At 69.1% G+C, this 18,816-nt stretch carries 17 protein-coding genes and 2 pseudogenes; 16 read left to right on the plus strand and 3 right to left on the minus strand.

Features of this window, described 5'->3' with window-relative positions; genetic code table 11:
- Window positions 1-221: 221 nt before the first annotated feature.
- The 8 genes and pseudogenes from ITJ40_RS17305 to ITJ40_RS16265 form a co-directional block, all read left to right on the plus strand.
- Window positions 222-383 (plus strand): annotated as a pseudogene (locus ITJ40_RS17305) (histidine kinase dimerization/phospho-acceptor domain-containing protein); the annotation flags it as partial.
- A complete protein-coding gene (locus ITJ40_RS17310) occupies window positions 357-845 on the plus strand; it encodes a sensor histidine kinase (RefSeq protein ID WP_370532081.1) in 489 nt (162 codons plus the stop codon). The pseudogene ITJ40_RS17305 and the gene ITJ40_RS17310, both read left to right, overlap by 27 nt.
- A gap of 483 nt (window positions 846-1,328) precedes the next feature.
- Window positions 1,329-2,084 carry a DsbA family protein gene (locus tag ITJ40_RS16240; RefSeq protein WP_194668064.1) on the plus strand — a complete coding sequence of 252 codons (756 nt, stop codon included), beginning with the start codon at window positions 1,329-1,331 and terminating at the stop codon, window positions 2,082-2,084.
- A gap of 854 nt (window positions 2,085-2,938) precedes the next feature.
- Complete coding sequence (locus tag ITJ40_RS16245; RefSeq protein WP_194668065.1) at window positions 2,939-3,322, plus strand: hypothetical protein; 384 nt, start codon at window positions 2,939-2,941, stop codon at window positions 3,320-3,322.
- A 270-nt stretch (window positions 3,323-3,592) separates the two neighbouring features.
- A complete protein-coding gene (locus tag ITJ40_RS16250) occupies window positions 3,593-3,964 on the plus strand; it encodes a hypothetical protein (RefSeq protein ID WP_194668066.1) in 372 nt (123 codons plus the stop codon).
- 262 nt (window positions 3,965-4,226) lie between these two features.
- On the plus strand, window positions 4,227-4,979 hold the full coding sequence (locus ITJ40_RS16255) for an ABC transporter ATP-binding protein (protein WP_194668067.1): 753 nt from the start codon (window positions 4,227-4,229) through the stop codon (window positions 4,977-4,979).
- Window positions 4,976-6,364 (plus strand): FtsX-like permease family protein, encoded by a 1,389-nt coding sequence (locus ITJ40_RS16260; protein ID WP_194668068.1) that lies wholly within the window; start codon window positions 4,976-4,978, stop codon window positions 6,362-6,364. The genes ITJ40_RS16255 and ITJ40_RS16260 overlap by 4 nt, the downstream gene beginning before the upstream one ends.
- A gap of 232 nt (window positions 6,365-6,596) precedes the next feature.
- Entirely contained in the window at window positions 6,597-7,850 is a 1,254-nt protein-coding gene (locus ITJ40_RS16265; RefSeq protein ID WP_194668069.1) for an ABC transporter permease, read from the plus strand.
- A gap of 593 nt (window positions 7,851-8,443) precedes the next feature.
- Here ITJ40_RS16265 and ITJ40_RS16270 read toward each other — a convergent pair.
- Window positions 8,444-8,785 carry a hypothetical protein gene (locus ITJ40_RS16270; RefSeq protein ID WP_194668070.1) on the minus strand — a complete coding sequence of 114 codons (342 nt, stop codon included), beginning with the start codon at window positions 8,783-8,785 and terminating at the stop codon, window positions 8,444-8,446.
- A 448-nt stretch (window positions 8,786-9,233) separates the two neighbouring features.
- On the opposite strand from ITJ40_RS16270, the gene ITJ40_RS16275 reads away from it, so the two are divergent.
- The 4 genes and pseudogenes from ITJ40_RS16275 to ITJ40_RS16295 all read left to right on the plus strand — a co-directional run bounded on the left by ITJ40_RS16275 (window position 9,234) and on the right by ITJ40_RS16295 (window position 13,563).
- The gene (locus tag ITJ40_RS16275) at window positions 9,234-9,854 is read left to right on the plus strand and encodes a relaxase domain-containing protein (RefSeq protein ID WP_228512737.1); all 621 of its coding nucleotides are present in this window, start codon (window positions 9,234-9,236) and stop codon (window positions 9,852-9,854) included.
- A gap of 67 nt (window positions 9,855-9,921) precedes the next feature.
- Window positions 9,922-12,297, plus strand: a pseudogene (gene mobF, locus ITJ40_RS16280) (MobF family relaxase).
- Window positions 12,294-12,911, plus strand: coding sequence for a hypothetical protein (locus ITJ40_RS16290; RefSeq protein WP_194668073.1), 618 nt, complete (start codon window positions 12,294-12,296; stop codon window positions 12,909-12,911). The pseudogene mobF and the gene ITJ40_RS16290 overlap by 4 nt, the downstream one beginning before the upstream one ends.
- A gap of 361 nt (window positions 12,912-13,272) precedes the next feature.
- Window positions 13,273-13,563 carry a hypothetical protein gene (locus ITJ40_RS16295; protein WP_194668074.1) on the plus strand — a complete coding sequence of 97 codons (291 nt, stop codon included), beginning with the start codon at window positions 13,273-13,275 and terminating at the stop codon, window positions 13,561-13,563.
- Window positions 13,564-13,585: 22 nt separating this feature from the next.
- On the opposite strand, the gene ITJ40_RS16300 is transcribed toward ITJ40_RS16295, so the two are convergent.
- Window positions 13,586-13,903 carry a helix-turn-helix domain-containing protein gene (locus tag ITJ40_RS16300; RefSeq protein ID WP_194668075.1) on the minus strand — a complete coding sequence of 106 codons (318 nt, stop codon included), beginning with the start codon at window positions 13,901-13,903 and terminating at the stop codon, window positions 13,586-13,588.
- A 73-nt stretch (window positions 13,904-13,976) separates the two neighbouring features.
- On the opposite strand from ITJ40_RS16300, the gene ITJ40_RS16305 reads away from it, so the two are divergent.
- From ITJ40_RS16305 to ITJ40_RS16320, 4 genes are all read left to right on the plus strand, one after another.
- On the plus strand, window positions 13,977-14,348 hold the full coding sequence (locus ITJ40_RS16305; protein WP_194668076.1) for a hypothetical protein: 372 nt from the start codon (window positions 13,977-13,979) through the stop codon (window positions 14,346-14,348).
- 10 nt (window positions 14,349-14,358) lie between these two features.
- Window positions 14,359-14,598 (plus strand): hypothetical protein, encoded by a 240-nt coding sequence (locus tag ITJ40_RS16310; RefSeq protein WP_194668077.1) that lies wholly within the window; start codon window positions 14,359-14,361, stop codon window positions 14,596-14,598.
- Window positions 14,599-14,846: 248 nt separating this feature from the next.
- Entirely contained in the window at window positions 14,847-15,089 is a 243-nt protein-coding gene (locus ITJ40_RS16315; RefSeq protein WP_194668078.1) for a hypothetical protein, read from the plus strand.
- Window positions 15,090-15,362: 273 nt separating this feature from the next.
- Entirely contained in the window at window positions 15,363-17,210 is a 1,848-nt protein-coding gene (locus ITJ40_RS16320; protein ID WP_228512741.1) for a hypothetical protein, read from the plus strand.
- A gap of 343 nt (window positions 17,211-17,553) precedes the next feature.
- Here ITJ40_RS16320 and ITJ40_RS16325 read toward each other — a convergent pair whose 3' ends face one another.
- Window positions 17,554-18,090 carry a hypothetical protein gene (locus ITJ40_RS16325; RefSeq protein ID WP_194668079.1) on the minus strand — a complete coding sequence of 179 codons (537 nt, stop codon included), beginning with the start codon at window positions 18,088-18,090 and terminating at the stop codon, window positions 17,554-17,556.
- Window positions 18,091-18,816: the final 726 nt, after the last annotated feature.

The raw sequence follows: 18,816 nt of genomic DNA on the forward strand, positions 1-18,816 counted from the left end.
CGGGAATAAGTGACAACGGTGACAATTTGCTCAAGGGTGATTCCGGGGGGCCCGTGATGAGCCGCACTGGTACGTTTTATGGAATAGCGACCGATTCGGGCAGATACTCGACCAATCACCAAAATCACGATATTATGGGCTATACGGACGCAGCCAGGGTGCTTCAGGATTTCCCCGGATATGTCATGGCGCCAGCGGGCTGAGTCCGAGCCGTTGTCTCGCACGAACTCCGAACCCCCTTGGCTGAGATGACCGCCGTCGCCGGGGTCCTCGCGGCGGATGCGAAGCACCTGACCGGCGATACCGCCGAGGCGGCGCATCTCGTAACCCAGCAGACGGGATCGCTCGCGCGGCTGGTGGAGGACCTCGTCGAGGTTTCCCGTTTCGACGCCGGGACCGCAGAGCTGTCCCTGGACGAGATCGAGCTCAATGAGCTGGTCCAGCGGACGCTCGCGATGAGGCGCTGGAGCCACATGGTCGACGTGGACGTCCCCGTCGGCCTGCGGGCGGTCGTGGACCCTCGCAGTCTCGACGTCGTCGTGGCCAACATCGTCGGCAACGCCGTTCGGCATGCCCCCGTTGCGGCCATCCGCATCGTGGCCCGTGTCGAGGACGAGACCCTTCGCATCGTGATCGCTGACGATGGTCCCGGCATGCCCGCAGAGCTCCTGCCTCGCGTCTTCGATCGCTTCGTCAAGGGGGACCCAGCGCGTGCGCGAAGCGAGGGCAGCGGGCTCGGCCTCTCGATCTCGCGCGAGAACATCGCTCTTCACGGCGGCACCCTCGAGGTGGAGAGCGCCACGGGAACCACTTTCACGATCGTGCTCCCGTGCGTGCAGGCGTGACCGCACGGAGACTCAGCGCGATGCGACATCTCGCGACGGCCGAGCGGCCCGGTAACACGCCAAGCGCAGCCCGAGAAGGAGCCGGCCCCTTGCCCCGGGCCAGCGTCGCGACAGGGCTTCTCGTCCGGACGCAGGAGAAGCTCCGAGCTCTGGTCACCGGTGCCGCAGGATCGTGCGGAGGCGATCGCGGGTCCGGGAGAGCCCCCCAGAAGAGCGCAACGACGCGGTGACACTCCACCTCGATGCTCGCGAGCCCGGCTTCCCGGCCCGTGAGGACGCGCTGGCCGACGACGGAGGGGACCGCCTGGCGGGCTTCGTCAGCGGAGAATCCGACGCGGTACATCACCACGATCTCCACGCGCGTCTCCGTGTTCACGTCTCATCCGGAAGCCTGATCCGCGTGACGGGATCCCGTACCAGCGTCCCACGCGTGTCCCCTCCCGGCCCGATGTGCCCGAGGGAGACATCGCCCAGGATCGTGGCATGACCATTACAGGAGAATCCGCCCGCGCCACACGACGACGCCCGCGCTCGTCCCGTCTCGCCCGATCGGCCACCGTCCTCGCAGGTGCCGTCGCGCTGAGCGTCCTCGCCGCCGGCTGCAGCCAGGGCCCCGCTTCGTCCGACGCCGCTTCGGCCACGTCGGTGGCGGCTGAGCCGGTGACGGCCGTCCCCCAGGGCACGATCAACACTGTGCACTTCGACGAGGGCTATGTGCAGTTCGGGAAGGGGGACAAGGTCCTCGACATGTGGGTCGACCCGATGTGCCCGTACTGCAAGGCATTCGAGCAGCAGAATGGGCAGCTGATATTCGGGGACGCCCTGAACGAGAAGCTGACCGTCCGCGTCCACCCGACGGCTATCCTCAACTCGCTCTCGCAGGGGACCGACTACTCGTCGCGATCGAATGCGATGTTCGTCGCCCTCGCCGCGCAGGAGCCCAGCGCCGCAATCACCTTCTTCAGGTCGCTGTTCGAGAACCAGCCGGAGGAGAACACTCCCGGCCTCAGTGACGAGCAGCTCACCGAGCTCGGCCGCCAGGCGGGCATGGAGAAGGCGTTCACCGACATCAGCGGCTACCGCGAGTGGGTTGATCAGCGCACCGCGGCCGCGACCACCGGCCCGCTGGAGGCGACCCAGGACATCCCCGGGATCACCAAGGTGCCTACGGTGGCCGTGAACGGCAAGGTCTTCACGGGTCAGGCGGACGGATTCGCGGACTTCTACCAGTCGAACTGAGTTCCGCCCCGTCACCGCCGCTCAGCGGGACGGCCGGGAGGGCCCCTGGTGGGACGCATCCACGCGTCCGGCCAGGGGCCTCTCCATGGAAGGCGGATCGCCCTCCCGCAGGCATCGCGGATTTCCACTGGGAGGGCGTCATCCCGCAGATCTCGCGCAGGTCCGGGCCCCCGAGCTGTGCCTGCGCGCTCGGGTCAGGAACGGCGATGCGGCCGTCGAATCCCGCACAACCGGATCGCGCCCCTCTCCTTCGTGGATGCCCATCGCGCATCCCGACAGCATCGGAGCCTCGGGTTTCGATCCCATATCGGCACGGTGGGCGGGTGATGTTCGAGGTGAGATGCTCGTCATGATTTGGGTGGAGCCCTGGGCGACCGCTTGACTGCCATGGAGCAGCGAATCGGTTGCGAATACGAAGCGTTCTGGCTGGAAGAAGAGGTGATGATGCAGCGCACCTCGATATCTAGTCGTGAATCAAAGCTGGCGAGAACGCCAGGGGCCCCAGGGGGCCATGTCGGCGCACGGATGCAGCCGCGTCGCCTCTCTCGTTCTCTCTTGCGCGGGCGAGGCTGAGCGATGGGACCCATCGCCCTCGGTCATTCGCCAGCAACCGCCATAGAGGCTCCGCCCATGGTGGCCCATGTCGCGTGCTCCCTGATCGTGAGCACCTGCCGGCAGCGGCAGGGCACCGCGGTGTCGACGGAAGGCGTCGCCATCGCAGCAGGGACGGTTGCCGGATGAGCCCGTTGATGGGGCCGACCCTCGATCGCCGATCGGCCGATGCACCCCCGGGATCGAGTCGCCGGTCCGCGGTGCCTCACGTCTGCGGGAGAGGGCGACACGAGGAGAAGGCCGTGCACGACGTCCCGGAGTCCATCCGCCGCCTCCTGCTTGCCGCAGCAGCGGAGGAGGGCACGGCCGCGGGGCCCGATCTCCGCGAGGCGAACCGCACGACGCGCTACCTGCTGGCGGGCTGCCGACGGGCCGGTGTCCCCGTCCCTGGGCTCGCGGCTCTGCTCGACGTGCGTGTGGAGGCGATCCGGTCGCGGGGCAGCTCGGACGGGATCGTCTCCGGAGCTGCCTTCGCTCGGTTGTCGGGCATGACGCTGGACGACGTGACGAGGTGGCAGAGGGACGGTCTGCTCCCGCCGGCCACGCCGGACGCCCTTCACCGCACCGGTTACCCCGCATCTGCCCTGGTCGCGGCGATGCTGTCCGCCGGGGAGACGCCCGCCTGATTCCCGCGTCCGTCCGAGGTGGGAGACGTCTTCCCGGTACGACCAGGGAACGATCGCCGTGACGCCTGGCGGTAATGGTTCCGTGTCGTCCGGAGTGCGTGTGAGCTCGGCGCGCCCTCACCGCGCCGATGTCAACCTCGCGTGCCACGAACGTCATCTCCCCCGACGATCCGTTGCCCGAGCCGCGTGCCTACGCTCGGACGTGCACATGATGCGCGGGACAGGAGGGGGTGTCCCGCCGATCGACGACCTACTTCGGAGGAGAAGGACATGGAACGGATCACCGACAGGGGCTGGGCTCTGAGGCTCAACCGTCCGAGCGGCTGGTTCGCAGCCACTGGCCTGCTGGCCCTCATGACGTGGACAGGCGCCGTGTGCGTCGGGTGGTTCGCGCCCGCCGTGCTCGGAATCGCCACGGTCCTGTCTGGTGGGGTGGGGGTCGTGCTCCTCCTCGGCGGTCACCCCCGCAGATGGTTCCTCGCGAGCGCCCTCCTCGGGTCGCTCGCCGTCGTCGCGGAGCTCACCGTCGGTTGGTTCGCTCCGGCGGCGATGCTCTCGGCCGCGCTGTGCTGCTCCGGGGTGGGCACTGCGCTGGCGGCCCGGTCGAGGTGGGCGAGGCGTGCCGCCTCGCCGGACCGGTAGGGCTTCGCAGGGCACGGTGCAGTGCGATCGGAACCGCGCTACCGCGCGGTCCAAGGGGTAGGGGGCATCGGTCGTCGTCGTTTCGTGCGATCGGGAACCGAAAGCCGAATTCACCGGCTCCGGAAATGCTTTTGCAGAGTTTCCACCCCGACGCGGATCATCACTCCGGATGATCTGAATCCTCTAGATGGCGCCGTGCGGTTGACGAATGCGGTGCCGAGGTGCGATGCGCGGGATCCAGGAGCGCTGACACGGTTGAGCCATGAACAATCGCCAGGAACCCATCATCAGAATCGACCAGGTGTCCAAGCACTTCGGGGAAGCCTCTCGTCGGGTGACGGCACTCGACAACGTGAGCGTCGACATTCGCGCGGGCGAGTTCACGGCGGTCATGGGCCCGTCGGGCTCCGGCAAGTCGACCCTCATGCACGTCGCCGCAGGCCTGGATTCCGTATCGGCCGGCAGCATCGAGATCGACGGTGAGGACATCACCCGGCTCGCGGATCGCGAGTTGACGGAGCTGCGTCGCGAACGTCTCGGATTCGTCTTCCAGTCCTTCAACCTGATCCCGACCCTGGACATCAGCGAGAACATCCGGCTCCCCTTCCTGCTCGGCGGGAGGAAGACCGGCAAGGAGGAGAATGAATGGATCGATCGCCTCGTCGAGCTGCTGGGGCTCCGGGATCGGCTCTCGCACCGCCCGCACCAGCTGTCCGGCGGTCAGCAGCAGAGGGTCGCGATCGCGCGGGCCCTGGCATCGCGTCCCGCCGTGGTGGTCGCTGACGAGCCGACCGGTGCGCTGGACTCGCGGACCGGCCGCGACGTGCTCGGGATCCTCCGCGGCGCCGTCGCGGAGTGGGGCCAGAGCGTCGTCATGGTCACGCACGATCCGGTCGCCGCCGCCAACGCGGATCGCATCCTCTTCCTCGCGGACGGGCGCATCGTCGCCGATCGGTCGGCGATGAGCGCCTCGGACATCTCGGCGACCATGCTCGGGATGGAACCCGCGTCATGAGGTCCCTTCGCACGTTCTCGCCCACCATCATCGTCGCGGCCCTGGGCACGCTGTTCGGGTCGGTGCTCGTCATCGTCCCCGGCCTGCTGAGGTCGGTGATGCGTCTCGAACCCGGGAGCGCCGACGACGTGGAGGTGCGGCTCCAGATCCTCGGCATGGTGTTCCTCGGGATCGCGCTCTACGTCGGCACGATCGTGACGGCGAACACCTGCGCGACCCTCATCGCCGGTCAGACCCGGGTGCTCGCCCTCCAGCGGCTCATCGGCGCCAGCGGGGCGTCCCTCCGGCGTCACATCACCCGGACCGGCATCGTCGTGGGTCTCCTCGGCGCGATCATCGGCACGGTCGTCGGCGTCTCCGTGAGCGTCCTCGGCGTCGGGGCGCTCGTGCATGCGAAGGTCATGCCCGCAGATGTGACCTACTACTTCTGGCCCTGGCAGCTCGTGATCCCCATCGTCGCGGTCGTGATCACGACGTGGGGTGCGTTCCGCACCGGATCGCGTGCGGTGTTGACCGTGGCGCCGATCGACGCACTCTCCGCCGTGGTCGAGACCGGCTACGGGGAGGCGAAGGTGCGCATGGCGCGCAAGGTCTGGATGGTCCTCCTCTTCGCCGTGGGTGCCGCGTTCATGATCTGGTCCGCGCAGTCCCCCGCCGACCACAGCGAGTACGCCCTGCCGGCGCTGCTCGGTGTCATGTGCGCCGCGACAGGCGGGATCGTCGGCTCCGGTCTCCTGATTCCTCCTGTGCTGCGGGTGGTCGGAATGATCGGGCGGCGGGACCCGGTCGTCCTGCTCGCCGGTCGGAACGCCATGCGATCCCCGATCCGCGCGGCGCGCGCGACGCTCGGCCTCGTGATCGGCGTGTCGCTCCTCGTCGCCTTCAGCGTCGGGCTCCAGACGCTGCAGGTGGTCCTGGAGACGCACTACGCCCAGGAAGGCTGGACCCCGGAGGATCAGGAGCGGGTGAAGCAGATGTTCGTGATCATGAACATCATCGTCATGATCCTCGTCGGGTTCTCCGGCGTGGTCGCAGCGGCCGGCGTCATCAACGCGCTCGCGCTCAACGTGATGCAGCGTCGGCGGGAGCTCGGGCTGCTGCGCGTCCTCGGGCTCACGGGCTCGCAGGTGCGACGCATGATCGTGTGCGAGGCGGTGCAGATGGTGGTCACCGCGGTCGTCTCCGGGCTCGCGCTCGGCACCCTGTTCGGCTGGGACGTCATGCGCGCGGCGGTGGGGCCCGGAGGAGGAGTGCCTCCCGTCCTGTCGCCGACGTTGATCGCCGTCGTGTCCGTGGGAGCGCTCGTGATCGCGGTGGCGGCGTCGATCGTGCCGGTGCGGCAGGCCATGCGCGTATCCCCGACAGAAGCCCTCGCCGGTGAGTGAGCAGGTGACGAATGGAGAAGAGGTCCTCATGGACACAACCAGGAACACGACCATGGTCGTAGGTCGTGCGCATGCACGTTCCCGCGTCCGGGGGTGGTCGCCGCGGGCGATGCGGGGCCTCGGCTCCACTGTCTTCATCGCGGTGATGTCCTCGAGCCTCGGGGCGCTGGTGCTGATCGCATCCGCCGCGGCGAGGCGCGTCACCGAACTGGGGAAGGCGACGGGGAACAGCATGACCGTCGCCTCGCTCCTGCCCGTGGTCGGTGTGACCTTCCTCATCGTGGCCCTCTACGTCAGCGCCATCGTCACGGCGAACACCTGCGCCACCGTCATCGCCGGTCGTACGCGCGAACTCGCCTTGCAGCGCATCCTCGGCGCGACGGGCTCGGGGCTGCGGCGCCAGATCATCGGGGGTGGCTTCCTGGCCGGCATCGTGGGCAGCATCATCGGCGTCGGCGGATGCGTCCTGCTCAGCAACGTGGCGCTCATGCTCGCCGCGCAGGCGGACGTGCTCCCTGAGGTCGGCTTCCTCGTCCCGACGTCGCTCCTCCCGCTGGCGATCGCCGTGGTCCTCATCACGGTCGGGGCCTTCGTCGTGTGCTCCCGGGTGGTCCTCACCGTGGCACCGCTCCAGGCGCTGACGACGACGGTGGAGGAGGATCCCGGGCGGACCAGGTCGACGGGGCGCCTCATCACCTCCCTCGTCCTGTTCGTCGGAGGGAGCGTGGGGCTCGTGCTCGCGATCTCGGTCGCCTCGGCGCAGTATTACGCGCTCTTGATCGCGGTCGGCGCGGGCGTCGTGTCCTTCACCGGGGTGGTGGTCGGCACTCCGCTGCTCATCCCGGCGCTGCTTCGTGTGATGGGGCGACTCTTCCAGGGCAGCCCCATCTCGATGCTGGCGGCCAGGAACTCCGTGCGCTCCCCGCGCCGAGCGGCGCGGACGACGGTGGGCCTGCTCATCGCGATCGTGCTCATGGTGATGTTCGCCGTCGCCCTCGCGACCTACTCGCACATGCTCCAGGTGCAGACCGAGATGCACCCGGAGACCTACAGGGGCACCGAGGAGACGGTCGCGCAGGTCGCCGCGATGATCACCGTGCTCGCGTCGGTGGCCGGAGTCATCGCCTCGATCGGCGTGGTGAACGTCACTGCGCTCACGGTGCGCCAGCGAGCTCGGGAGCTCGGCCTGCTGCGCGTGCTCGGAGCCACGCGGCAGCAGGTCCGCGCCGTGATCGTGATCGAGAGCAGCATCATGGTCATGGTCGCCACGGGCGTCGGGCTCGTTCTCGGGATCGCCTACGGCTGGGCGGGGTGCTACTCGCTGTTGGGGAAGACCGAGGGCGCGGTCCTCGCACCACCGGTGATCCCGATCTACGTCCTGGTGGTGGTCGTCATCGGTGCAGGGCTCACGGCGCTGGTCTCGGCGCTCGGCCCCGCCGCGAGAGCGGTCCGGCCGAGCCCGGTCTCCGCCCTCGCGAGCGAGTAGCCGCCGGAGGCGGTCACCGCGTCGGCTGGTCCTCGTCCGTCGACGGGACCAGCCGGCGTCGCCGCCCGGGCGGAGCCCGACGCATGGCGCGTCCTGTGGCCTTCGGCCGGGCCGCGGGGGACAGGTGTCGAGGTCCCTCGCGCTCCCGCTGCAGGTGCACGTCTCTGACGGTGCCGTACGGGATCGTCGTCGCGATGGATGCGGCCGTTTTTGGGTCTCGGACGGGGGCGGGCGCCAGCCGGCGGTGTGGCCGACGCGATACGCGTACCAGGAGGCGACCGAGACGGCGCTACCCGCCATCACGCTGCTGCCGCTGCACGGGTGCGAAGTGCCGCTCTGCGTCCATGTGGATCCTGATCCGCTGCGAGCCCATGTCATGCCCGGCACGCATCGGCAGAACCTGCTCGACAGGTCGAGCAAGGGGCGCCACGTCAACGGGTGGACGGTCGTGTGACGCCCTCCGCGACCATGGGTGGGACCCGGGACGCATCCGCGAAGCTCTCCATGGCATCCGTCCAGATCAGCCGCTCCTCTGATGATCGACCCGAACCTGACGCCCACCACGCACTAGAGCATCTCCCCCCTCGTGCCGCCTATCGGTCGGCCTCGGGCTTGGGCACATCTCGCAGGGCAATCCCCAGCCGGGTGGCGACCTCGCTCCGCGTGATGCCTTGAGCGAGCATGCGGCCCGCGATGCCTGCAGCGTCTCGGCGGACCTTCGTGCTGGCGTCGTCGGCCCGAGCTCTGGTCTCCTCGATCTGGCGTTCCGCATCCACTTCTATCTGCTTGAGCGTGTCCAGGGCCACGAAGTAGTCGACGGCGAGCTCCTCAAGCGCGCTCTCGCGACGACGGAACTCGGCTGCTCGTTCCGTCGCCCGTTCTCGGGCTGCTCGTCGTGCGGCGGACTGCCTGCCGGCTCTCCGGATCTCGGTCATCGTCTCCTCCTCGTTCCTCGTTCCTCGTCCTCGGATCGTCGAGCGGTGCGGCCATGGTGGCGGTGAGTGCATGCATGTATTCATGCACTCACGGCCAACGACGCTCCTGCCGTCGCCTGCCTCCCGCAGGCCGATGACGTGCGGTGACCCCTCCGGCGGGGCAAGTCGCTCCTCGTTCCTCGTCGCTCCCATGCCCGCCTCGCGGTCTTCGCCCGTCCACCGCGCTCACTCCGACTCCGCAGAGCTCCGTCTGCGTTCCCGGCCGCCACAGCCTGCTGCGTTCCTCGTTCGTCCCTCGCTCGGCTCTCCACAGCCTGATTCGTCACACCTCAGGCATTACGAATGATTGAGGTACCTTCGCGCCGTGTTTCAGAGGCGATCGCTGACTCTGCCCGGCTTCGTCCAAGGGTGTCCCACGCCATTCGCTGCTGAAAGCGAGGGCACGTGGATGGGTGGTGTCCCGGCTGGTGTAGACCCGACGGTTCCGGTGTCGCGGTCGCAGTTTCGGGACGTCGCGGCTCGCGTGACTGATCCCGTCGCCGTCTCTCCGGCCCTCCTGGAGCTCAGGTTCGACGTTCCCCGTTCGGTGTCTGCCCTCTGGGCCACGCAGTCCGAGGAGATCCGTGTACTGCTGACGGAGACAGTTCTCCGTGCGGTCGATGACACGGTGCAGATGCTCGACTCGGCGTGGGTGTTCGCTCGTCGTGGTGCTGGTGGTGTCGCGCAGGTCGCTGTCGCTTCTCCCGTCGCGGTGTGCGCGTTCATGCACTACTTCGACCGTCAGGGGAAGCCGGGCCTGCATGTCCACATCGACGTCATCAACGTGGTGCTCGGCTCGGACGGGCAGGCCTCGGGCATGGACGTGTCCACCTTCCGATCCGCGGATGAGCTGGCTCACGAGAGGTACGCGTCGTCGCTCATGTCCGGACTGCGGGAGCTCGTCGGCGTCGCATCCGACATCTCCTACGGAGACGACCGCCGCACGCACTTCGAGGTTGCCGGTGTCGACCCGGAGCTGATCTGGGATCTGCCCCGGGTACCGCTCGCTCCCGGGGATCCACGCTCGTGAGCACGGTCGCCGCTACGCGCCGACGGCGACTCCGCGAGTGCATCCGGCGACGTTCCTCATGATGACGATGCACGTCCTCTCCGCCGGGGACGGGTATACCTACTACACGAGCGAGGTCGCGACCGGCGACGCGAAGCGCGATCGCGACCGCGAGCTCGGCGACTACTACACCGTGGACGGGAACCCTCCCGGGCGGTGGATGGGTGGCGGGGCCGACGTCCTCGGCGTTTCGGGGACGGTCACCGAGGAGCAGATGAAGGCCCTATACGGTGAGGGGCTGCACCCGGACGCGGACCGCATCATCGCCGACGCCCTGGCCGAAGGGGTGTCCGCGAAGGAGGCACAGCAGCGCGCCAAGCTCGGCCGCTCCTACTACGCCTACCGTGCAGGACCCACCACGCTGCAGGGGCGGATCCAGGCTGGCTACGACACGTTCCAGCGTCTCAACGGGCACGAACCTGACGCCGAGGAACGCCGGCTCATCCGGGCCCGCGAGGGTGCGCAGGCGTTCCGCGACGCCAAGGGTCGCGAGCCGGCGGACAAGGAAGAGCTCGGCAAGTTCATCACCGCCGCGACCCGCCCCGATCAGTCCGCGGTCGCGGGATTCGACCTCGTGTGCTCCCCGTCGAAGAGCGTCTCCGTCCTCTGGGCACTTGGCGACATGGACACCCGGAAGGCGATCGAGGCGGCCCAGGAGCAGGCCGTGCGGGACACGATCGGCTACCTCGAGCGGGAGGCCATAGCCACCCGCGCCGGTACCAACGGGGTCGCGCAGATCGAGGTCGAGGGCGGCATCGCGGCGACCGTGTTCCGCCACTATGACTCGCGCAACGGGGACCCGCAGCTGCACGATCACGTGGTGGTCGCGAACAAGGTCAAGGGCGTCGACGGCAAGTGGCGCACCATCGACTCCAAGCTCCTGCACCGCATGAACGTGCCGGCGTCGGAGTTCTACAACGCCGCCGTGATGTCCGAGGTGTGCCGGCGGCTCGGGGTCACGACGACCGCCCGGGTGCCCTCCCCCGGCAAGCGGCCGGTGATGGAGATCGCGGGTGTCGACCCGGACCTGATCGACACGTTCTCCTCCCGCTCGGCCGCGATCCGCACCATCACCGCACGCCTGACGGAGGAGTACCAGCGCGACCACGGCCGTGCCCCGGACGCGAAGACCCTCATCCGCATCGCCCAGCAGGCGACGTTGGAGACCCGCCCGCAGAAAGACCACGTCCGCTCCCCGCAGGCGATCCACGAGGCCGCGGTCGCCCGCGTCGGCGCCGACCGCGCCGCCGGCCTCCTCGGCGCTGCGCGCGATCTCGCACGAAGCGTCACAGCAGCCGTAACCGCTGACGTCGACGAGATCACGGCGCAGGTGCTTCGCACGGTGGAGGAGCATCACGCGGTGTGGGGCGCGCACGTCATCGAGGCCGAAGCGCGCCGTCACCTCGCCGCCCGGATCCCCAACCAGCGCATCGCGGAGCCCATCGTGCAGAAGGTCACCCGTGCGGCCGTGGGCGCCTCGGTGACCCTCACTCCCCCGTCGCCGCATGGCGCGTTCACGCCGCTCACGCGGTCGGACGGGTCGAGCATCTACGACCACAAGGGCAAGACCTTGTTCACGTCGACGCGGATCCTCGACGCCGAGGACCAGCTCCTCGCCGCCGCGCGCACCCGCACCGTTTCCCCCATCAGCCGGGACGCATTCGAGCGGACCGCCGCGACGCACACCGGACCGCTCGACGCCGGCCAACGGGATCTCGCCCGCGAGTTCGCGACCTCCGACCGCGAGCTCGTGGTCGGCATCGGGCCCGCCGGCGCCGGCAAGACGACCGCGCTGCGCCTGGCCGCGACCGCGCTCGAGGACGGCGGCTGCCGCATGATCGGCCTCGCCCCCTCCGCCCCCGCCGCGTCCGTGATCGCCGAAGCGGTCGGCATCGAGGCGACCACCATCCACGGGTTCCTGACCGCCCACGCGCAAGCCTAGCTGTCCGCGAAGTACGAGATCCGCGCGGGCGACGTCCTGGTCGTCGACGAGGCCGGCATGGCCGGCACCCAGCGCCTCGCCGCCCTGCACACCATCGCCCGCGAGCACGGCGCGCACGTGCGCCTCATCGGCGACGACCGCCAGCTATCCGCCGTCGAGGCAGGCGGGGCGCTGCGCCTGATCGACCGCGAGGTGGGGTCCGTGCGCCTCGAGCACGTCCACCGCTTCCAGGACGCCGACGAAGCCGAAGCCTCGCTGCACCTGCGTGACCCGCTGCGCCCCGGTGACCCGTTCGCCTGGTACCAGGCGAACGGTCGCGTGGTCGGCGGCGACGAAGACCGGATGACCGACGCCGTGTTCGCCGGCTGGCAGACCGACACCGACGCCGGTCTCCGCTCGCTGATGCTCGCGCCCACCGGCGCCACCGTCACCGAGCTCAACGCCCGCAGCGACAGCTGGTGAGCGGACGCGTCCGCGAGGAGACGGTCATCGCCGCGGCGCGCGCCGTCGACACCAACCCGGTACGGGCGCTGTCGGCCTTCCAGGAATACGACGGCCTCGAGCAGGGCATGCGGGCTCCGACGATGGCGGAGGTGCTGTCGCAGGTGACCTTGGACGACGCGTCGGCGGCCCTGCTGCGCCGCCGCGGCAGTCGCCACGCGGCGCTCCTCAGCGGGGAAGCGGCGTGGGCTGATCCGCCTCAGCCGAACAGCCTGAAGGCGTGGATCGACGCCGTCGACGCGGGCGGCATCCGGCTGCAGCTGACCGAGCGCCTCGGCATGTCGTCGCAGCAGCTGTCGCGCGACATCACCGGGAACGCCATGAAGCCCCGCCACCTCATCGAGGCGGCCCGACTTGCCCACACGTCGCTCACCAGCGGTTTGGCGGCGGCCGGGGTGGTTACCCTGCAAGAGGCGGGGTGGCCAGCTGATGCGCGCGACCGGGCGGTCGAGCGGCTGTCCGAGGTCGAGCTGATCGAGTTGGTCCAGGCGAGGCTCGCCACCGCGCATCGTGTCGCGCGCCGCCGTGCGGACGATGACGCCGCCGCCCGCCGCATCGAAGAGAACCTGGGATAGAACATGCTGATGACGTACCTCGCCGCCGTCGTGCTCGTGGCGTTGGCGGTCACCCGCCTGCCCTCGGCGATCCGGGGGCAGAACGTCCTCATCGCGTCGTCGGCCATCGCGGTGGCCGTCGCGTTCACCCTCATCACCCCGCCGGTCTACGTCGCCCTCGACACGCTCGCGCCCTTCCCGAACTTCGTGGACCTGGTCGCCAAGCTCGCGCTCTTCCTCGGGCTCCTTCTCGCCGGCACGCAGGTGGCCCGCGCGTGGGAGGCGCCTGCTACGCAGCGATGGGTTGCCGGACCTCCTGGCCTGGTGGTGTTCGTGGCCGTGTTCGTCCTGGAGGTGGTCCTGTTGGCATTCGCGCGTCACGGTGCTCACGCCCCGGACGGCGTACATCGCCGCCCTGCTCCTCCCCCACCTCCGAGCCGGTCTGTCATCGACGAATCGGACGGCGCGTGCGACCTCCACGTTGCTGTTCATCGGCTTCGGTCTCGCCGTCGTGCGGTTCGGCTTCGGGCTCGTGACGCTCGTCCTGCCGCCGGCCTACTTCGTGGGCCAGGCGGTCAGCGGCCTCGCGGCGGTCTTCGTCGCCTTGGGGCTGGCCACGGCCTTCTTCGCCCGTATCCAGCGGAAGCGCCGGGCCGCGCACTCCGCGAGCTAGGTCACATGCAGTCGTTCCGCCTCTAGAGGGCGCCGGTGAGCGCCATCGACAACGCCTTCAGCATCGCGTCGACGCGCTTCTGCTGTGCGACGTAGCGCCGCGGCTTGCGGTCCGGCTCGGATCGCGGCGGGTCCAGCGTCACCACCCCGAGCTCCTCGAGCAGGTCGAGGTTCTTCGCCACCATCGAGCTCGAGAGGTCCATCTCGCGCGCGAGCTCCGGGCGCGTCTTCGGCCCGTGCGCCAGCAGGTGTCGGAGCAGGGCCACGCGCACCCGGCTGCCGAGGGCGTCGATGCTGATGCCGACTTCGGTGGGCAGGGGCGGGTCGACGCGTTTGGGCACCTCGCGAGTGTGGCCAAGTCGTGCGCCTAGGGCATCTACTGGTATATAAAGTACCAATCATGGAGGAGGGGCCATGCGGGTTCGGATGCACGGGACGATCGTCGACGGGCCCGTGCTCGCGGACACGGGCAGCGGGGAGCTCGCGGCGACGTTCACGTACGCCGACACCGCCGGCCGCACCGTCGTGCCACTCCCCCGGGCGTGCTGCGAGGTGGTCTGTCGTGGATCCCTCGCCGTCGCCGTCCTGCTCGATCTTCGCACCGGCGCCGACGTCCGCATCGACGGCGAGCTGCGGCTGCACCGCCCGCCGCGCACCGGAGAGGATGAGGACCTCGTGCTCGCCACGGTCGACGCCCGGAGTGTCTCGTCGCAGACGACGCGTGTCGCGCGACTCGGATCGGACACGCCGCCGAAGAGGCCTGTTTCTGAATCAGGCCGCCACTAGTGTCTGAGGCATGGCTGCACAGCGACACCACGGAGGACGACCCGCGAAGGGCGACCGTCAGGCGCTCCTCTCCCGGGTCCCCGCGCCCCTCGGCGAGGCCGTCAAGTCCCAAGCCGACATGCGCGGCATGAGCGTGAGCGACTACATCGCCGCACTGCTCGCCCAGAACCTCGGCATGGCCGAGCTCGTGGCAAACCCTCCCGCAGTCATCCCCACACGTCAGGAGCTGCCCATCGCGGACGTGGCCTAAAACGACGGAGCCCGCCGCTTCCGCGACGGGCTCCTGAACGAGTTGTAGCTCTGACCCTCACTGCTTGCCGGCTCCGAGGTTCGAGCTAATCAGATCAACCAGCCTTCACAGGAGGTCTTTCTATGTCCACGAGCATAGCCCAGGAACACGGGGTTGTCGCCGTACACGCCACGGCATCTGTCTACGGACCCGACGACACGGCCGCCCGCCTCCGACTTAGTGGACCCCTTAATCGCCAGGCTTGCGCCATGACGCGCAACCACGCCGGCACCAGACGCAACCGTCGACCCACCGGCGAGATCGCCGTCTCCCGCAAGATCCGACTGGCTCCCGAGACCGAGGCCGCCTTCCAGGCTGCCGGCGAGGCATCCGGGAACCTCTCGATGTCGCTCTACCTCGAGCGACTCGCAGCACAGCTGCGCACCGACTTGGGAGCACTGCCCGTGCTCTTCCCTGCGACCGCTTCTGAGGAGGCCGACACGACGACCTAACGAATAAGGGCCCGTCGCTACCAACGACGAGCCCTTGAAGATTCGTAGCTCCGACCCAACCACGGCTACCAACCACGGGTCCGAGCTCCAGCACATACCTACCGGCTACCAACCGGGGCTTTGCCATACCTCCGAGGAGATGTCACCATAGTAGCTTCATCGCGCCCGCAAGCGCCAGGACCACGACCTGAGAAGACCATCGGCGTGTCGCCGTCTGTCGACTCCGCGTGGGAGCTGACGCGCCGCTTGAGTCCACGCGATCAAGTGCGCGCGATGCTCCGCGACGCCTACGGCCGCCTGGACAGCAACAGCTATCCGCGGCTGCACTCGCTCGGCCCGGACGCGCCCACCACACCGTGGGCGATCCGTCTTGCCGACACCGCCGGCCGGTATCGACTCCTCTGCTTCGACTTCGACGGGAAGGACAGTACCGGCGTCGTCCCCGAGCTGATGGAGCAAGCCCAGGACCAGGCCGCTGTGCTCTCTCGCACGCTCGATGAGCTGGCGATCGCGCACGTCGTCTGCCGCTCCTCCGGCGCCGGCGGCCGCCACGTCTGGGTGGCCGTCGACGGCGGCGCCGGAGCCGCGCAGATCGGCGCCCTCGCGACGGCGGCGCGTGCGAACTTCTCCACCCTGGACCACGGCATGCTCCGCAACCCCGCGGAAGGTGCCGCCCGTCCGCCGCTCTCGCCGCACCGCGACGGCACGAGTTCCCGCGTCCTCGCCGGCGACGTCGCGGCGCTCCTGGCACCGTCGACGACGACGGCCGACCTCGACGCGCTCACCGCGCTCCTCACCGACCGCATGCCGACGCGCGGCGCCGAGAGCGGCCCGTCTGGGCCCGTCGATGCCCGCCACCAGGCGCACCGGACGCTCAGTCGCGCCGGCACCGCGCACATGGGCACGATCGACGGCGGCGGTAACCCGTCGTGGACGGGCTTCATGTGCCTGCTGTCGGCTGCGAACGCCGGATGGACCTTCACCGACGTCGAGCACGCCGCGCGCACCGCGCCGGGGATGGAGCACTACCGGACGAAGAACACCGGTCGAGGCGCTCGTAAGAAGCGCAGCTCCGCCGAGGCGCGCGAGCGCCTCGAGCGGCAGTGGGCCAAGGCCCAGCAGTACGCCGCCGTCCAGAGGCCGCTCCCCCGCCGGGAGCCGCAGGACCTCAGCGAGCTGCAGGCGATCGTCGCGGACGTCGACGCCATCCTCACCTCGTTCCGGGTCACCCCTGGACGGTGGGGACGCTCCGAGGCCGACTTCTCTCGGCGCTCGATCCTCACCGCGCTCGTCTACCTCACGCTCCAGACCGGGAAGCGGACCGTGGCGGCGTCGATCCGGGATCTCGCCCTCATGTCCGGCCTCGGCCGGACGACGGCCGCGGACGCCCTCCACGCCCTTCAAGAGACCGGATTCATCACTCGCGTCACCGTGGCGGACGCCGGCAACGCCGCCGAATGGCGAGTGACTTGGCGCCTTTCCACAGGTCAAGGACCTGTCCGGTCACAACCACTAGACAACCCCCGCCCCCCGTCCGAGCTCTTCGCACACCGCGGGGAGCTCGTCGCTCGCCTCGAGCGGGAACTCACGGACCAGAGGCACGACCTGTTCACCCGCTCTGGCCTCGGACACCTCGCCGGCAGGCTCTACGCCACTCTCGGTCAGCACGCGTCTCTCACTGTCAACAGTGCAGCCCGGATCCTTGGTGTCAGCACTCGTCACATGGCGTCGATCCTCGGCCGACTCCGTCGACACCGCCTCATCAAGACCCACCCCGAGGGATGGGCCCGAGCCGTACGTGACCTCCGTGACACCGCCGCCCGCACCCTCGACGTCCTCGGGATACTGGCCGACCGAGCACACCGCTACCACGCGGAGCGCGAGGTCTGGGCTTGGTGGAACGCCGAGCTCACGACGATGCACACCACTCCCCGAGCCCGACCCCGACGCCCTGCCGTGTCGAGCCGGCCCTTGTTCGCGGCGCCGGGCGGGGGCGAACGCGTCTGGCCCCGCTACCCCCGTACGGCGATGCGTGGGGACCATCGCGCAGCTCGAAAGCTCGTCCTCGACGGTGCCCTCGATCCCGAAGCCCGCTGGCAATACCTCGGCGAGGCCGCGTGACATGATTCGAGACTGATCAATGGGTGTTGGGACTAGCGGTCGGGGCGCCAGACGTCGGGGCTGGGCATACCCAGTTGATGCCATCCGATGTTGCTGTTGTCTTGGCCTGTCGAGTTCTCGTTCGCGCCGGGTTTGCCGTCGGATTCCTCGTACTCAGGCCGGGCCATCTTGGCCCTCTGTGAGGTATCCGAGGGCTGTCGTCGAGTCAGGCTCCTCGCCGTGTGTGAGGTGTCCTAGGACGTCGTCTCCCGTCGCGTACAGGGCCCCCAGATTTGACCCTGGATCCTGTTCGTTGGCGTCGCCAGATCCGGTTGTGCTGTCGTCGTAGTCGGGTCGTCCCATGTCAACTCCCAAGTGTTTCGGCTGCGAAGACGAGCGTCAGGGCAGCTGTTGCGATGGCGAGGGTCCCAAACCCGACCCACACCCACGTAGATCGAGCGCGCAGGTCCGTCTCTCGATCCCGCAGCACCGTCGCCTTGTCTCGCACGAGCTGCGACTCGATCTGGTGTGCCGTCTGGGTGGAGTCGACGTAGCGATCAACGAGGCGCTGGGCTTCGATGCCGGGCCGCTTGCCAGGTCGCACCGCGACGGCGGCACACGCCAGTGCCACGCACGCCAGGGCCAGCGCTGCGACACCGAGAATCGCGGCCACGGTCCACACCTGCGTCGTGGATGCGGCGACAAGAATCCCGGCAGATACCGCGAGGAACGAGGCCTTCCCGGTCACGCTCGCGGTGCGTTCGGCCGCGTCAGTGCCGAGGCGGTCGAGCTCCTCATTGAGGAGCCGCACTCGCCCGAACTGCGCACGCCGATCCTTCTCATCACCCTCTGCCAATGCACGAGCTGCTTCCCCGTCTGCTTTCGAAGTGGCCCTGGTCATCCCGTGAGCCTAGGAGGGCCCGCCGACATCGGCCACATGAAGACGCCCACGAAGGAGCAGCACGTCGTCCTGTCGTCTTGCTCAGCGGCACGGAGACGTCGATCACGAAGAGACGGGCAGCACCCCTGCCATGTTGTCAGGGTCGACCTCCCGCAGCTCGAGGCATGGTGTCATCGCCGGAGCGAAGCCGAGGAGGTCGCCACCGTCGACGAGACTCCCGAGAGCGACCCGCCGAGTAGCGGCGGTGCAGGGAGCCTTCCCGGCCGAGGACGCCCACACGGTCGCCAGGCGACCGGAGAGGGGTGATTCCGCTCGCGCTCCCCCGTCAGCAACCGGAACGGGCATTAGGATCGGCGACGTCGCGCGCGGACGGCGACCACGACGAACTTCACGCTGACGGCGAGGAAGAACACGGCGAAAACTACGACGGGGTTGCCCCGGCGTGAGACCCGGTCGGAGTCCTAGATGATGCGCGCTGTGGGACAGATGCTGGCCAGCAGGAAGAACATGGCCATGCCGATCACGACGCCGGGCTAACGTTTTCGGCGTTCATCAGCACGCCTCTCAGCGCTGTCCGAGGGCCGCGTGGATGCCGACCATGAGGTCGCTCGAGCGGAAGCCGAGTGTCCCGGCGTCTGACATGCGGGCAGACGAGAACAGCCGTTGTTCCGCAGATTGTCGGGCGACGTAGGCCATCACCTCGTGGCCGAGCAGTACATCGAGCTC

The organism is Clavibacter sp. VKM Ac-2872 (genome assembly GCF_015351105.1).
Lineage (GTDB): Bacteria > Actinomycetota > Actinomycetes > Actinomycetales > Microbacteriaceae > Clavibacter.

Bases quoted from the DNA above. Each gene is read 5' to 3' on its own strand.
- ITJ40_RS16250 (WP_194668066.1), top strand. From the start codon at position 3,593: ATGGAACGGATCACCGACAGGGGCTGGGCTCTGAGGCTCAACCGTCCG.
- ITJ40_RS16275 (WP_228512737.1), top strand. From the start codon at position 9,234: ATGGGTGGTGTCCCGGCTGGTGTAGACCCGACGGTTCCGGTGTCGCGG.
- ITJ40_RS16305 (WP_194668076.1), top strand. From the start codon at position 13,977: ATGCGGGTTCGGATGCACGGGACGATCGTCGACGGGCCCGTGCTCGCG.
- ITJ40_RS16265 (WP_194668069.1), top strand. From the start codon at position 6,597: ATGACCGTCGCCTCGCTCCTGCCCGTGGTCGGTGTGACCTTCCTCATC.
- ITJ40_RS16240 (WP_194668064.1), top strand. From the start codon at position 1,329: ATGACCATTACAGGAGAATCCGCCCGCGCCACACGACGACGCCCGCGC.
- ITJ40_RS16260 (WP_194668068.1), top strand. From the start codon at position 4,976: ATGAGGTCCCTTCGCACGTTCTCGCCCACCATCATCGTCGCGGCCCTG.
- ITJ40_RS16310 (WP_194668077.1), top strand. From the start codon at position 14,359: ATGGCTGCACAGCGACACCACGGAGGACGACCCGCGAAGGGCGACCGT.
- ITJ40_RS16255 (WP_194668067.1), top strand. From the start codon at position 4,227: ATGAACAATCGCCAGGAACCCATCATCAGAATCGACCAGGTGTCCAAG.
- ITJ40_RS16325 (WP_194668079.1), bottom strand. From the start codon at position 18,090: ATGACCAGGGCCACTTCGAAAGCAGACGGGGAAGCAGCTCGTGCATTG.
- ITJ40_RS16320 (WP_228512741.1), top strand. From the start codon at position 15,363: ATGCTCCGCGACGCCTACGGCCGCCTGGACAGCAACAGCTATCCGCGG.
- ITJ40_RS16270 (WP_194668070.1), bottom strand. From the start codon at position 8,785: ATGACCGAGATCCGGAGAGCCGGCAGGCAGTCCGCCGCACGACGAGCA.
- ITJ40_RS16315 (WP_194668078.1), top strand. From the start codon at position 14,847: ATGACGCGCAACCACGCCGGCACCAGACGCAACCGTCGACCCACCGGC.